Raw genomic sequence first — 13,168 nt, 5'->3', positions numbered from 1 at the left:
AAGGTCTTGCCTAAACTGGCGGAACGAAATGGCATGCAGGTAAGCTATGTGCCCGTGTTACTGCCGACGATATTCAAGGCGACGCATAATCAGAACCCGTTCGAGGCATTCTCGGAAAACCGCCAGAAAACAGCCTATCTGACCCATGATCTTCACCGCTTTGCCCGCAGACGCGGATTGAGCTTTCATATGAGCCCACATTTCCCGGTGAACACCAAATTTGCCATGCGCGGTGCTGTGTTCGCCTCCGGTAAATCCTGGGAATCTAAATATATAAACGCAATATTTGATGCGATCTGGGTACATGGTCAAAAAGTCGATGAACTGGGTGTGCTGATGGATATCATGCAGGAAAACAAACTTCCCGCGCGCAAGATCCGCGAGGCCATGACTGGTGCCGAAATAAAGCAGCGGCTCAAAGAGCAATCCAAGGCCGCCGTAAAACGAGGCGTATTCGGAGTGCCTACAATGTTTGTGGGCACCGAGATGTTTTTTGGCAAGAACAGCCTGGGCAATCTGAAGCTAGAGCTTTCCAAAGCGCCGAGCTGACGGCCGAACTACGAATCCAGCGCAGCAAGCCCATGTTTTGCGAATACCGGAACATAGGCCCCAAAAACCTGCGCGCGTTTGGGATCAGACGCGTTGCCATCCAAGGCGCGCTTGTACACACCCTGCAGAATTCCGGCCATACGGAAGAAATTGAACGCCAGGTAGAACCCGAAATTTTCAATCCCAAGTAATCCGCGACGCTGGCAGTATCGCCCGATAAACTCTTGATCTGACGGTATTCCCAGAGCTTGGCGGTCGACACCCGCCAACCCGCGCCCCTCGTTTCCAGGGGGTAATTGCCACTGCATGATGACCGCTGCCAGATCTGCGTAAGGGTGCCCGATCGTCGACAACTCCCAATCAAGAACGCCAATGCAGCGCGAGCCGTTCTGTTCGAACATCAGATTGTCGATGCGGTAATCACCATGCACCAAAGTTCGCTGCCCGTCATCGTCCGGAATGGATCCCTCAAGCGCGGAGATAAGCGAATCCATCTCGGGGACGGTCGTTGTCTCGGATGCGCGATATTGTTTGGTCCATCGGGCAATTTGGCGCTCAAAGTAATTGCCGGGCGGGCCATAGTCGGACAGGCCTACCGCGTCCACATCGACCTTATGCAAATCGGCCAGCACGCGGTTCATTTCGTCAAAAACACCAGTACGGGTCGCGTTGTCGGCCTCATCCATTGTCGGTTCAAGGAATACACGCCCCTGTAACCGCTCCATGACATAAAACGCCGAACCGATGACGTCGTCATCCTCGCAAAGCAGCATCATCCGAGGGACCGGAACCGTGCTCTTGGCCAGTGCGCTTTGAACGCGGAACTCGCGTTCCACAGCATGGGCTGACTTCAGCAAAACGCCTGGCGGTTTACGGCGCAGCACGTAAGTCTTGGACGGTGTGCGCAGTTCGAAAGTTGGATTGGATTGTCCAATGGCGAACTTCGTCGCTTCCAGCGGCCCCAGGTAACCGTCCAAATTTGCGCTGAGATAACTATCCAGCGCCGTCAGGTTGAGTTGTGATGTTTCTTTAATTTCCAACAGTTATGCCCCCGGCCTTATAGTGCTTCGGCGAAGAGGTTGCCGGCAGTCACCACGTTTAGGCCCCCAGAAACCGGGATGACGGCTCCAGTCACATAGCTGCCGCCACGCCCGCACAGGAACAACATACACCCGGCGATATCTTCGTCGCGACCAACACGGCCCAGCGGTACCGTCTTGCCAACCTTTTCGCGCGTCCCCTCGTCTGCCGTCGCAAAGGCTGTCATCCGTGATACAAATGGTCCCGGGGCAAGCGCGTTTACAGTGACGTGATAGGGCGACAATTCCTTGGCCAGAATCTTGGTCAAGTGCAGCACCGCAGCTTTGGATGCGGAATAGCTGTATGCACCGTCGCCCATCGGTACCTCACCCATTACTGATCCAACGTTGACGACGCGCGCCGGATCGTCAGGTGTTCCGGACTTCATCAGCATCGGCAACAGGCGCTGCGTCAGTTCGAACAGACCAGCGACGTTGACGGAATTGACCTTTTCCCACGCATGATGGGGAAACTGTCCCAGCGGTGAACCCCAAGAGATGCCCGCATTATTCATCAAGATATCAAGGTTATCCGTGCGATTCTTGACCTCATCGACCATGGCCAGAACGCCTTCTTCCGTTCCGACATCTCCGCTGAATCCTTCGGCGCTGCCGGGCGCGTCCAAAGCATTCAGCTCGGCCGCGACGGTTTCACAGGATTCCCCCTTGCGCGACGCGATCAGCACGCGTGCCCCTGCCCTTACAAGCGATTCCGCTGCCATCCGGCCAATGCCGGTGGCACCACCTGTCACCAGTGCGGTTTTTCCCTGCAGCGAAAATAGGGTTTCGGGGGTCATGGTCTGCTCCTCGGTTTTGAATTGTGGCACAGGTGGCGATTTTCGGAGAGATTTGCACCCTGCGGAATTCTTGACAACATTCACCGCTGCGCCAAAGGTCCTCTCAACCGAATAACAAGGACAAGACAGTTATTATGCAAGCGTTAATCAGCGTCGCGCCGGGCGGACCGGATACATTGGAACTTACGACCTTGCCCGATCCAGTGCCAGGAAAGGGAGAGTTGCTGGTCGGGGTCAAGGCTGCTGGCGTCAATTTCCCCGATACGTTGATGATCCAGGATCTGTATCAGATTAAACCAACCAGACCATTTGCCCCGGGTGGGGAAATCGCAGGTGAGGTCTTGGGCGTTGGCGAAAGCGTAACCGGATTCGAGGTTGGGGACAGGGTTCTGGCGCTGACCGGATATGGCGGTTTTGCCACGCAATTGACGGTCAAGGCGGCCGCAGCCGTGAAATTCCCCACATCGATGCCATTCGATGACGCGGCATGTTTCATATTCACCTACGGCACGTCCTACCACGCGCTGAAAGACCGTGCCGCATTGCAGCCTGGTGAAACGCTTTTGGTGCTGGGTGCCGCAGGTGGTGTCGGTAGCGCGGCCATTGAGCTGGGCAAGGCGATGGGGGCGCGTGTCATAGCGGCCGTATCTTCTCAGAAAAAGGCGGATTTTTGCCGTCAAATCGGCGCGGACGACACAATCGTATATTCCCGCCAGATGGATCGTGATGCCCAAAAGGCATTCTCTGGTGAAATCAAGGCCATAGCGGGCGCAAATGGCGTGGATGTAGTCTATGATGCCGTTGGTGGGGATTATGCCGAACCAGCGCTGCGCAGCATGGCGTGGAATGGCCGGTTCCTTGTTGTCGGGTTTCCGGCCGGTATTCCCAAAGTCCCACTCAATCTACCATTGTTGAAGGGCTGCCAGGTCGTTGGCGTGTTCTGGGGGGCTTCGGTCTATCGGGATCCCAAAGGCCATGCCGAAAATATCAGCGAGTTGTTCGACTTATACGCCAATTCACAGATAAAGCCGCAAATCAGTCGGCGGTTTCCTTTAGCGGATGCAAGCGAGGCACTGAAGTTATTGAACGACCGCACCGTTCTTGGAAAAGTTGTGGTAACGATGCCAGAATCCTGACTGGTTTTCGACGCTTGGTTCAAGATCAGATGGTGTTAGATGCGCGACACTCGCCTGATGAGTGCGCAGGCTGGTGGACATCCATACCTAATCACGTTTATCAACCAGTAATGGGACGGAGAATGAATGCATAAAGTTCTGATTTTGAACGGTCCGAACCTGAACTTGCTGGGCACACGACAACCCGAGGTTTATGGCCGTACAACGCTGAAAATGGTCGAAGAAACCTGTGTAAGCCACGGCGCGTCTATCGGGTTGGACGTATCACACCTGCAATCCAATCACGAAGGTGTGCTGATCGACGCGATCCACGCGGCCAAAGGCACACAGGACGGGATCGTTCTGAACGCTGGGGCGTATACCCACACCTCGGTCGCCTTGATGGACGCGATATCCTCGGTCGAGGTGCCGGTTGTTGAGGTTCACCTGTCGAACATACACGCACGTGAACCCTTCCGGCACAAATCCTATGTAGCGCCGGTTGCGCTGGGACAGATCTGCGGCTTTGGTCTGCAGAGCTATGTGATGGCGTTGGATGCGCTGTCGGCGCATTTGCAAAATGAGGGGTCCGTATGAAGCTGGGTGAGTATCTGAATTTCCTCAGCTACGTCAAAACTCTGGAAGAGCTTTGGGACGCTCATTGCCGCCAGATGGCAATTTTCGGTTTCGACCGCCTGCTATACGGCTATACGCGCTACAGGACCGAAACGTCTTTGGGAGACCCCGAAGACTTCACCATCCTTACAAACCACGGCAAAGAGTACATCGATGGTTTCGTTCGCGATGGGTTGTACTTTCATGCACCCATGCTGAAATGGGCGCTTCACAATGAAGGCGCGGCCAGTTGGAGAATGATTCAGGATATGAATTCTGACGGCACGATGACCGCCCAGGAACGCCAAGTATATGAGTTCAATCGATCAAAAGGCGTTGTGGCGGGATACACTATCAGTTTCACCTCGGTTTCGATGCGGTCGAAGGGTGCGATCTCTCTTTCGGCTGGCGGGGCCGTTGGTCAGGATGAGGTTGATGCAATCTGGGCTGAACATGGCGATGACATCTTGTTGATGAACAATGTCGCGCATCTGAAGATACTTACCCTGCCCTACAACACCCCCAATCGCGCTCTGACGAAGCGTCAGCGCGAGGCGCTGGAATGGGTTGGTGATGGGAAGACGACGCAAGACATAGCGCTTTTGATGGGCCTGACATCGGCGACCGTTGAAAAGCATTTGAGGCTGGCCCGGGAGTCCCTTTCAGTGGAAACAACAGCGCAAGCCGTGCTCAAAGCATCCCTGCAAAATCAGATGTTCATCATGGAAGCATGATGTGTTTTTTTGACGCTAAATTGCGTCAATTTACGTAGGGTAAGGAAAACATGACTTCCCGAATCTGAGCCCCAGTTGCAAAGTGATATTGTTCCGTGAGTGGTGGCTTTAGCCTGGGAACGTTTTGATCGGATCTTTGCAATACCAAAGCTCTCCGGTCGCTCTGACATAAAGGCGTCTATTTGTCCGCGTCTCTTAGTCGGAATTTTGGGGGGCCTCGACCATCCCCATCTGCGGGGCCCCTCAATCCTTCCGATAGTAGTGTATGATCTGTTGTTCCTAACGCCGGAAGGCGCAAAAAAACCGACTACAGGAAAGTAGCCGGTTTTAACTCTGTTCAGGTTGAGGCCCCTGTCAGGGCCTCTGCCAGAATTAGCCCTGTACGGCTTTGGCAACTTCAGCTGCGAAGTCTTCTTTTTCCACCACGATGCCTTCGCCAACTTCCAGACGGACGAAACCAGTGATGGTTGCGCCTGCTTCTTTGGCAGCGGCTTCGACGGTCAGGTCAGGGTTCACAACGAACGACTGGTTCAACAAAGTTGATTCCGCCACGAATTTCTTCATGCGGCCAACGATCATTTTTTCGATCACCTGCTCCGGCTTGCCGGATTCGCGGGCGATGTCCATCTGAACCTGCTTTTCTTTTTCGACAACAGCCGGGTCCATGTCCGCTTCAGACAGGGCCGCCGGGTTCACGGCTGCGATGTGCATCGCAATCTGTTTGCCGATCACTTCGTCACCGCCGGACAGAGCAACCAGTACACCGATTTTGCCCATGCCGTTGGTGGCTGCGTTGTGAACGTAGGACACAACAGTGTCGCCTGACAGTTTCGCCATGCGGCGAACTGACATGTTCTCACCAATGGTGGCGATCTTGTCGGTCAGGGTGTCAGCAACGTTCTTGCCGCCCAGATCAGCGGCCAACAGAGCTTCAACATTGTCGACGCCTTCTGCCGCGTAAGCAATCTTGCCAACCATTTCCTGGAACTCGGCGTTCTTTGCGACGAAGTCGGTTTCCGAGTTCACTTCGACAGCAACACCGTTGCCACCGTTGACGTGAACTGCAACCAGACCTTCTGCTGCGGTACGGCCGGATTTCTTGGCGGCTTTGGCCAGACCTTTGGTGCGCAGCCAATCAACGGCCTCGTCCATGTTGCCGCCGGTTTCGGTCAGCGCTTTTTTTGCGTCCATCATGCCTGCGCCGGTCGAGTCGCGCAGTTCTTTAACCATTGCTGCTGTGATTGCCATCTTTTGGCTCTCCTCAATTCAAACGGAATTGGGGCAGGTCTACCCTGCCCCATATGTCATTTACGTGACGGGCAGCTTACGCTTCGGCTTTGGCTTCCGGCGTGGCTTCTTCTGCAACGGGTGCTTCTTCCGCAACGACTTCTTCAACCGGTGCTTCTTCGAATGCGCCCAGGTCAACGCCTGCAGCACCCATCTGAGCGGTCATACCGTCCAGAGCAGCACGAGCAACCAGATCGCAATACAGAGAGATCGCGCGCGCTGCGTCGTCGTTGCCGGGGATGATGTAATCCACGCCATCGGGCGAGCAGTTGGTGTCGACAATTGCCACAACCGGAATACCCAGCTTGTTGGCTTCGGCGATGGCCAGTGCTTCTTTTTTGACGTCGATGACGAACAGCAGATCAGGAACGCCACCCATCTCGCGGATACCGCCCAGCGACGCCTGCAGTTTGCCCTGGTCACGTTCCATGCCCAGACGCTCTTTCTTGGTCAGGCCTTCGGCACCCGATTCCATGGCTTCGTCAATCTGGTTCAGACGGTTGATCGACTGAGAAACGGTTTTCCAGTTGGTCAGCGTGCCGCCTAGCCAGCGGTGGTTCATGTAGTACTGAGCCGACTTTTCAGCGGCTTCTGCGATCGGCTGAGCTGCCTGACGCTTGGTACCAACGAACAGAACGCGGCCACCTTTTGCGACGGTGTCACGAACGGCCTGCAAAGCCTGGTCCAGCATTGGAACAGTCTGGGTCAGGTCCATGATGTGGATGCCATTGCGCGAGCCGTAGATGAACGGGCCCATGCGGGGATTCCAACGCTGTGTCTGGTGACCAAAGTGAACGCCAGCTTCCAGCAGCTGACGCATGGTGAACTCGGGAAGAGCCATGCTATTTTCCTTTTCCGGTTTACGCCTGGGCGGGGGTGAAAGAAGCGGATGCTCCAACCGGCGGGCCAGATAAGGATGTCTCCCTCAAATAGCCCAAACCCCGCCTGCGGGTTTTAATGGCGCGCGTATACGGTAGGAATTCGCCCTGTGCAAGTGCCAAATGGCCTTATTTTTCAAGCCGCGCAATTGCATGCGCGTGGCGCACTGCCTCTTCGCAATGTGCTGCCAACGCCTTGCGGTCGGCAAAATCGCTGACTTTGGCTGGAACGTGGTAAATCAATTCCACCGTCCCCTGCCGACGCGCGCCCAAGGTCTTGAGAAGATGCGGGGCAAAATCCATATCGCCCCACCAGCCATAGAACCTGTCAGGCTGCCCTTTTGGCGCGTGAAAGACCACGGAAACAGGCTGAACATACATGAAGTCCCGCAATTCATCCGAGAAGAACGCGGCAAAAAGCGTTGTTTTAAAGGGCAAAACACGAAGGCCGTCGGTCGAGGTGCCCTCGGGAAAAAACAACAACTTATGCCCGACTTTCAAGCGCTCTTCAAAGATCAGGGTCTGTTCGCGGGCTTTCTTGCGATCTCGTTCGATAAACACCGTGCCCGTGGCGCGGGCTAGCCAGCCGATACCCGGCCATTTGGCCACCTCGGCCTTGGACACGAAGTACACCCGCTTACGGCCGTTCAGCGCAAAGATGTCGAGCCATGACGTGTGGTTTGCGACCACCGCGCCGCGTTCGCGCATCAACTCACCGGAACTGCGAAAGCCAATGCCAAGAACCCGGAGCGCATTGCGGCAGACAAACTGCGCAATGAACGGAGTGATCGGACGCCGTAAACCGAACAGCGGGCGCTCGATCAGGCGAACGGTCAACAAAACGAGCAGCCCGCCAAAAACCAGTAGCGCCAAGGGAAGGCCGCGCAAGATCACCAATGCCCAGCCAAATACGCCCAATTCAATCGGGTCTGGCGCGTCGTCACTGTCCCAAAGCGGATCGTTCACTGGATCAAGCTCCGCCGTAAATACGCCGCTGGCGCTCGTTCATGCGCGCCGTGTCGAGAATCAGGCAAACATCTGTTGTGTTGAACGCGTGGTCGATAAACGCCCCCTCGCCCACAAAGCCACCCAGCCGTAGATACGCCTTGATCAGCGCGGGCACCTGTACCATCGCCCCACGACGATCCAGCGCATCCGGCGCGACAAGGTCCATGCTTTGAAACACCTCCGGTTGCGCCCTGACCCGCAGGTTCGGCGGGGCCAGATGATTGTGGTGCAACATCGACAAAGGCTGGGCCAGTTCCTGCACATTGATGCCGTGGAAGCTGGCGACCCCGAACAGCACCTCAATCTCGTGCTCAGCCACATAGCCCGCCAGACCATTCCAAAGATGGTACATCGCCGTTCCGCCCCGATAGTCCGGGTGAAGGCAGGAACGCCCAAGCTCTAACAGTTTGCGGCCGCTCTGTTTCAACACGGTCAGGTCGTATTCATCCTCAGAATAGAACTGCCCCAATTCGATTGCTCTTTCGCCCGGTAACAGCCTGTAAACGCCCACAACTTCGCCAGTGGCATCATCATAGGTCAGCATGTGATCAAAATAAGGATCGAACTGATCCTGCTCTAACCCTGCCTCGTGGTCCACCATCTTGCCGCCGCCGCCCAATTCGCGGACGAATACGTCATATCGCAGCCTTTGGGCTGCGCGCAGTTCGGCCTCGGATTCGGCAAGTTTGACGGTGAAAGAAGGGCCTGCATCCGGCATCGGGTATTCCGCTTTTGTTTGCGCGCTGATACCGCAGTTTTCAGTCAAATGGCAACCAGCGCGGCGGTGGCCCATCGTTAACCATTCTTAAACCAGTTTCACGGATCAAAGACGGGCGTCAGGGCGATGCGGGTCCCGTCAATCACCACTTTTCCCTGTTCTTGGAAATTCACGGTGATCTTGCCCCCAATGTTGGACTGCACCTGTCCGACGCCCCAGTCGGGGAAATCGGGGTGGCGGACATACATGCCTGGTGCAAGTATGGCATTGAGGTCTGTCATGATCGGGCTCCGGTCCGGCGGCAGATACAACAGGAGAGGTACGCATGGGCGACACCAACGTCAATCTGGCCGAACTAATCGGGTCGCGAATTTGTCACGATCTGATCAGCCCCATTGGCGCAATAAACAACGGGCTGGAACTGCTTGAGATGGTCGGAACCATGCAGGGCCCCGAGATGGAGCTGATCTCGGGCAGCGTCGGAAGTGCCGGAGCAAAGATAAGGTTCTTTCGCGTCGCTTTTGGGTCGGCCGGCGATCAACCGTTGGGCTGGGTCGAGGTCACAGAGCTGTTGAAAGACGTTGATTGCGTTGGTCGAGTGCGTGTCAACTGGCACGTGACCGATGTGATGCCACGCAATCAGGTCAAGCTCGCCCTTCTGGCCCTGATGTGTTGTGAAAGAGCCATGCCGATGGGGGGCGATGTTACCGTGGCAAATAACGGTGGCAGTTGGACGGTGACCGGTGTGGCGGACAAGCTGAATATTGAGGCTGATCTTTGGAAGAACCTACCCAAAGGCCAATTTGCGAATAAGGTGACACCAGCACAGGTGCAGTTTGCACTGCTGCCCCAGACCGCTGCCTCGATGGGTCGGCGGGTTGTGGCGGAAACCACCTCAACCCGCGTCGCTATCCGGTTTTAAGACCGTACGGTTCCGTTGCCGCGGACAAGATATTTGAAGCTCGTCAGCTGAGCGGCCCCGACCGGGCCGCGCGCATGCATTTTGCCAGTTGCGATTCCGATCTCGGCCCCCATTCCGAACTCGCCACCATCGGCAAACTGGGTTGAGGCATTGTGCATCAGGATCGCGCTGTCGAGCCGCTCAAAGAACCGGGCAGCAGCATCAGCATCCTCGGTCATGATGCAATCGGTGTGGTTCGAACCGAACTGGCGGATATGCGCGATTGCCTGATCAATATCCGCCACCGGCTTGGCCGCGATGATGCTGTCGAGGAATTCCTTGCCCCAGTCGTCGCCCGTGGCCGCGATAGTGCCGTCGAGGGCCAACGCGCCTTCGGTATGGATTTCGACGCCCGCCGCAAGCAAGGCGGAAATAACATCCCGGCCGAGTGTTTCAGCCACATCCTGATGGATCAGCAAGCACTCGGCAGCGCCACAAATCCCAGTGCGCCGGGTTTTGGCGTTCAGCACGACGTCCAGCGTTTTTTGGGGGTCTGCAGCCTTGTCGACATAGATGTGCACGATACCTTCCAAGTGCGCAAAGACAGGCACGCGTGCTTCGCGCTGAACCAACCCCACCAGACCTTTTCCGCCGCGCGGAACGATGACGTCCACACAATCGGTCATAGTCAGCAACTCTTGCACTGCGGCGCGGTCTCGCGTGGGCACAAGTTGAATGGCGTCTTCTGGCAGGTTTGCAGCCTTTAGCCCTTGGACCAGACAAGCGTGAATGGCGGTTGAGGAATGGAAACTTTCCGAGCCGCCACGCAGGATCACTGCGTTGCCCGACTTCAGGCACAGCGCGCCAGCATCTGCCGTCACGTTAGGGCGGCTTTCGTAAATCACTCCGATGACGCCCAGAGGCGTGCGAACACGCTGGATGTTCAGACCCGAGGCCATGTCCCATTCGGTCAGAACCTCGCCAACCGGATCAGCCTGATCCGCAACCGTGCGCAGCCCGTCGACCATACCCTGAATGCGCGCATCATCCAGCATCAGCCGGTCCATCATCGCCGGGCTCAGGCCTTTTTCACGCCCAAACTCCAGATCTTTCTTGTTGGCTTCAATGATATCTGCGCGGTTTGCCCAAACAGCGTCAGCCGCGGCAATCAGGGCGGCATGTTTACGCTCGGCACTTGCAAAGGCCAGATCAGCCGAGGCTGCTTTGGAGCGTTTACCAAGATCGGCCATAAGCGCGGGAATATTGTCGAAATCCTTCATCTCAGGTGCCTTTCGGTCGGTCATTTGGTTCTATCATCGCGCCATTACAGCGCCAAATCATCTCGGTGGATCAGGACGGCCCGGCCTGGATAGCCCAGTGTTGCTTCGATCTCTGAGGACTTCCGACCCTTGATCGCATCCGCCTCTTGCGCGGTATACCGGCTGAGGCCTTGGGCCAAACGCCGCGACTGGTGGTCCATGATCGCAACCGGATCTCCGCGTCCGAAATCGCCGGTTACTTCAACGATACCAGCAGGCAGCAGGCTTTTGCCATTACCCAACGCTTTGGCCGCGCCTGCGTCCACTACGATTTCACCGCGCGGTTTCATGGCCGAAATCCAGCGCTTGCGCGCGGCATGCGGGTCCAGCTTCGCTGTAAACCAAGTGCAATTGGCGCCATTTTCAAGCGATCTCAGTGGGTTCAAAGTCGAACCTTCGGTGATCGCCATATCACAACCGGCAGCAGTTGCCATCTTGCCGGCCAGCAGCTTGGTCTTCATTCCGCCTTTGGACAGGCCGGAACCAGCATCGCCTGCCATTTCCTCGATCTCGGGCGTGATGGTCTCAATAACATCGAAACGCTTGGCGTTTCCGTCTTCACTCGGGTTCCCGGTGTAGAAGCCGTCGACATCCGACAACAGGATCAATTGATCGGCCCCGACGGTCACCGCGATCTGTGCCGCCAACCGGTCATTGTCGCCATAGCGGATCTCATCCGTAGCCACCGTATCGTTTTCATTGACGATCGGAACCACGCCCAAACTCAGCAGCGTTTCCAGCGTCGCGCGAGAGTTCAGATACCTCCGCCGGTCTTCGCTGTCTTCCAGCGTGACCAGAACCTGCGCAGTTGTGATTTTGTGCGGCGTCAAAGCCTCTTCATAGGCCCGCGCCAGTCGGATCTGGCCCACAGCGGCTGCGGCCTGAGATTGTTCCAACGGCAAATCCGCCATCGGCAGGCCCAAAACACCGCGCCCCAACGCAATCGAGCCGGATGAGACCAAAATGACGTCAGTTCCCTGCCCTTTGAGCCAGGCCACGTCTTGGGCCAGCGAGTGCAACCAATCCGACCTCAGCAACCCGGTATCACGGTCCACCAGCAAGGCAGAGCCGATTTTGACCACCAATCGGCGTGCTGCAGTCAGGGTTGCCAAGACTTGGTCTCCTCAACGGGTTTTTGTCGCAGACGGTTTTCGTCGATCTGGGCACGCAAGGCGCGCAACACTTCGGTCACGCCCAGATGCGCGACGCCAGACATCGTCATCACAGGGCCACCAACAGCCTCTTCCAGCTCAGCCCTTTGCAGCGCCTGTTCCTCTTCGTCCAGCGCATCGACCTTGTTCAAAACTGTGATCCGGGGTTTTTCAGCCAGTTCACCGCCGTAAGCTTCGAGTTCATGAATGATGGTGCGGTAATCCTCGGCGACGGTTTCCGATGTGCCATCGACCAGATGCAGCAGAACGGCACAACGTTCCACGTGACCAAGGAACCGATCACCGATCCCGCGTCCCTCATGGGCGCCTTCGATCAGGCCGGGAATATCCGCGACAACGAATTCTACATTGTCGACACCGACCACACCAAGATTGGGATGCAGGGTCGTGAACGGATAGTCAGCAATCTTGGGTCGCGCGTTCGATGTGGCCGCCAGAAAAGTCGATTTACCAGCATTGGGCATGCCAAGCAGACCCACATCCGCAATCAGCTTCAGCCGCAGCCAGATCGTGCGGTCAATCCCTGCCTGACCCGGATTGGCTCGGCGTGGAGCCTGATTGGTTGCCGATTTGAAGTGCAGGTTGCCAAAGCCACCATTGCCGCCCTTGGCCAGCAGAACACGCTGCCCGACCTCTGTCAGGTCGCAGATGACGGTCTCTTCGTCCTCGTCCAGAATCTCAGTTCCGACAGGCACGCGCAGGATGATTTCGTCACCATCCTTGCCCGTGCGCTGCTGACCACGACCGGGTTGACCGTTCTTGGCAAAGAAATGCTGCTGATAGCGGAAGTCGATCAGGGTGTTCAGCCCATCCACAACCTCGGCCCAGACAGACCCGCCCTTACCGCCGTCACCGCCATCGGGACCGCCGTATTCAATGTATTTTTCACGCCGAAAGCTGACGCACCCGCCACCGCCGGCCCCGGACCGGATGTAGACCTTTGCAAGATCGAGAAATTTCATAACTGTCCCCTACTGCAAGGGCCCCATCGGCCAC

At 56.6% G+C, this 13,168-nt stretch carries 15 protein-coding genes; 5 read left to right on the top strand and 10 right to left on the bottom strand.

Annotated elements, in window-relative coordinates:
- The first annotated feature begins 6 nt into the window (after positions 1-6).
- Positions 7-549 carry a 2-hydroxychromene-2-carboxylate isomerase gene (locus DHN12_RS01700; RefSeq protein WP_234416525.1) on the top strand — a complete coding sequence of 181 codons (543 nt, stop codon included), beginning with the start codon at positions 7-9 and terminating at the stop codon, positions 547-549.
- 8 nt (positions 550-557) lie between these two features.
- Here the strand turns inward: DHN12_RS01700 and DHN12_RS01695 are convergent, their stop codons facing one another.
- Both DHN12_RS01695 and DHN12_RS01690 read right to left on the bottom strand, forming a co-directional pair.
- On the bottom strand, positions 558-1,583 hold the full coding sequence (locus tag DHN12_RS01695; protein ID WP_108859072.1) for a phosphotransferase family protein: 1,026 nt from the start codon (positions 1,581-1,583) through the stop codon (positions 558-560).
- A 23-nt stretch (positions 1,584-1,606) separates the two neighbouring features.
- Complete coding sequence (locus tag DHN12_RS01690; RefSeq protein ID WP_108859071.1) at positions 1,607-2,425, bottom strand: SDR family oxidoreductase; 819 nt, start codon at positions 2,423-2,425, stop codon at positions 1,607-1,609.
- A gap of 134 nt (positions 2,426-2,559) precedes the next feature.
- Between DHN12_RS01690 and DHN12_RS01685 the strand changes: the two genes are divergently transcribed.
- The 3 genes from DHN12_RS01685 to DHN12_RS01675 all read left to right on the top strand — a co-directional run bounded on the left by DHN12_RS01685 (position 2,560) and on the right by DHN12_RS01675 (position 4,889).
- Complete coding sequence (locus DHN12_RS01685) at positions 2,560-3,561, top strand: NADPH:quinone oxidoreductase family protein (protein WP_108858616.1); 1,002 nt, start codon at positions 2,560-2,562, stop codon at positions 3,559-3,561.
- 126 nt (positions 3,562-3,687) lie between these two features.
- The gene (gene aroQ / locus DHN12_RS01680; RefSeq protein ID WP_108858615.1) at positions 3,688-4,137 is read left to right on the top strand and encodes a type II 3-dehydroquinate dehydratase; all 450 of its coding nucleotides are present in this window, start codon (positions 3,688-3,690) and stop codon (positions 4,135-4,137) included.
- Positions 4,134-4,889 carry a LuxR family transcriptional regulator gene (locus tag DHN12_RS01675; protein WP_108858614.1) on the top strand — a complete coding sequence of 252 codons (756 nt, stop codon included), beginning with the start codon at positions 4,134-4,136 and terminating at the stop codon, positions 4,887-4,889. The genes aroQ and DHN12_RS01675 overlap by 4 nt, the downstream gene beginning before the upstream one ends.
- Positions 4,890-5,261: 372 nt before the next feature.
- Here the strand turns inward: DHN12_RS01675 and tsf are convergent, their stop codons facing one another.
- The 5 genes from tsf to DHN12_RS01650 form a co-directional block, all read right to left on the bottom strand.
- Positions 5,262-6,137 (bottom strand): translation elongation factor Ts, encoded by an 876-nt coding sequence (tsf, locus tag DHN12_RS01670; RefSeq protein WP_108858613.1) that lies wholly within the window; start codon positions 6,135-6,137, stop codon positions 5,262-5,264.
- Between the two features lie 76 nt (positions 6,138-6,213).
- Positions 6,214-7,017 (bottom strand): 30S ribosomal protein S2, encoded by an 804-nt coding sequence (gene rpsB, locus DHN12_RS01665; protein WP_058271914.1) that lies wholly within the window; start codon positions 7,015-7,017, stop codon positions 6,214-6,216.
- 166 nt (positions 7,018-7,183) lie between these two features.
- Positions 7,184-8,020, bottom strand: coding sequence for a 1-acyl-sn-glycerol-3-phosphate acyltransferase (locus DHN12_RS01660; protein ID WP_108858612.1), 837 nt, complete (start codon positions 8,018-8,020; stop codon positions 7,184-7,186).
- A 4-nt stretch (positions 8,021-8,024) separates the two neighbouring features.
- On the bottom strand, positions 8,025-8,780 hold the full coding sequence (locus tag DHN12_RS01655) for a GNAT family N-acetyltransferase (RefSeq protein ID WP_108859070.1): 756 nt from the start codon (positions 8,778-8,780) through the stop codon (positions 8,025-8,027).
- A 98-nt stretch (positions 8,781-8,878) separates the two neighbouring features.
- Complete coding sequence (locus DHN12_RS01650) at positions 8,879-9,061, bottom strand: DUF3553 domain-containing protein (RefSeq protein ID WP_058271637.1); 183 nt, start codon at positions 9,059-9,061, stop codon at positions 8,879-8,881.
- 44 nt (positions 9,062-9,105) lie between these two features.
- On the opposite strand from DHN12_RS01650, the gene DHN12_RS01645 reads away from it, so the two are divergent.
- Complete coding sequence (locus DHN12_RS01645) at positions 9,106-9,702, top strand: histidine phosphotransferase family protein (protein WP_108858611.1); 597 nt, start codon at positions 9,106-9,108, stop codon at positions 9,700-9,702.
- Here the strand turns inward: DHN12_RS01645 and DHN12_RS01640 are convergent.
- The 3 genes from DHN12_RS01640 to obgE are packed head-to-tail and all read right to left on the bottom strand — an operon-like array spanning position 9,699 to position 13,134.
- Positions 9,699-10,961 (bottom strand): glutamate-5-semialdehyde dehydrogenase, encoded by a 1,263-nt coding sequence (locus tag DHN12_RS01640; RefSeq protein ID WP_108859069.1) that lies wholly within the window; start codon positions 10,959-10,961, stop codon positions 9,699-9,701. The genes DHN12_RS01645 and DHN12_RS01640 overlap by 4 nt on opposite strands.
- 44 nt (positions 10,962-11,005) lie before the next feature.
- Positions 11,006-12,112 carry a glutamate 5-kinase gene (gene proB, locus DHN12_RS01635; RefSeq protein WP_108858610.1) on the bottom strand — a complete coding sequence of 369 codons (1,107 nt, stop codon included), beginning with the start codon at positions 12,110-12,112 and terminating at the stop codon, positions 11,006-11,008.
- Positions 12,100-13,134, bottom strand: coding sequence for a GTPase ObgE (gene obgE / locus DHN12_RS01630; protein ID WP_108858609.1), 1,035 nt, complete (start codon positions 13,132-13,134; stop codon positions 12,100-12,102). The genes proB and obgE overlap by 13 nt, the downstream gene beginning before the upstream one ends.
- Positions 13,135-13,168 lie beyond the last annotated feature (34 nt).

This window comes from Ruegeria sp. Alg231-54 (assembly GCF_900143525.1).
Taxonomy (GTDB): domain Bacteria; phylum Pseudomonadota; class Alphaproteobacteria; order Rhodobacterales; family Rhodobacteraceae; genus Ruegeria.
The sequence above is the reverse complement of the archived record's forward strand: the minus strand, read 5'-3'. Positions and strand labels throughout refer to the sequence as shown.

Excerpts from the sequence above, each read along its gene's own strand:
- DHN12_RS01690 (WP_108859071.1), bottom strand. The coding sequence starts at position 2,425 with ATGACCCCCGAAACCCTATTTTCGCTGCAGGGAAAAACCGCACTGGTG.
- DHN12_RS01685 (WP_108858616.1), top strand. The coding sequence starts at position 2,560 with ATGCAAGCGTTAATCAGCGTCGCGCCGGGCGGACCGGATACATTGGAA.
- aroQ (WP_108858615.1), top strand. The coding sequence starts at position 3,688 with ATGCATAAAGTTCTGATTTTGAACGGTCCGAACCTGAACTTGCTGGGC.
- DHN12_RS01675 (WP_108858614.1), top strand. The coding sequence starts at position 4,134 with ATGAAGCTGGGTGAGTATCTGAATTTCCTCAGCTACGTCAAAACTCTG.
- tsf (WP_108858613.1), bottom strand. The coding sequence starts at position 6,137 with ATGGCAATCACAGCAGCAATGGTTAAAGAACTGCGCGACTCGACCGGC.
- rpsB (WP_058271914.1), bottom strand. The coding sequence starts at position 7,017 with ATGGCTCTTCCCGAGTTCACCATGCGTCAGCTGCTGGAAGCTGGCGTT.
- DHN12_RS01655 (WP_108859070.1), bottom strand. The coding sequence starts at position 8,780 with ATGCCGGATGCAGGCCCTTCTTTCACCGTCAAACTTGCCGAATCCGAG.
- DHN12_RS01650 (WP_058271637.1), bottom strand. The coding sequence starts at position 9,061 with ATGACAGACCTCAATGCCATACTTGCACCAGGCATGTATGTCCGCCAC.
- DHN12_RS01645 (WP_108858611.1), top strand. The coding sequence starts at position 9,106 with ATGGGCGACACCAACGTCAATCTGGCCGAACTAATCGGGTCGCGAATT.
- DHN12_RS01640 (WP_108859069.1), bottom strand. The coding sequence starts at position 10,961 with ATGAAGGATTTCGACAATATTCCCGCGCTTATGGCCGATCTTGGTAAA.
- obgE (WP_108858609.1), bottom strand. The coding sequence starts at position 13,134 with ATGAAATTTCTCGATCTTGCAAAGGTCTACATCCGGTCCGGGGCCGGC.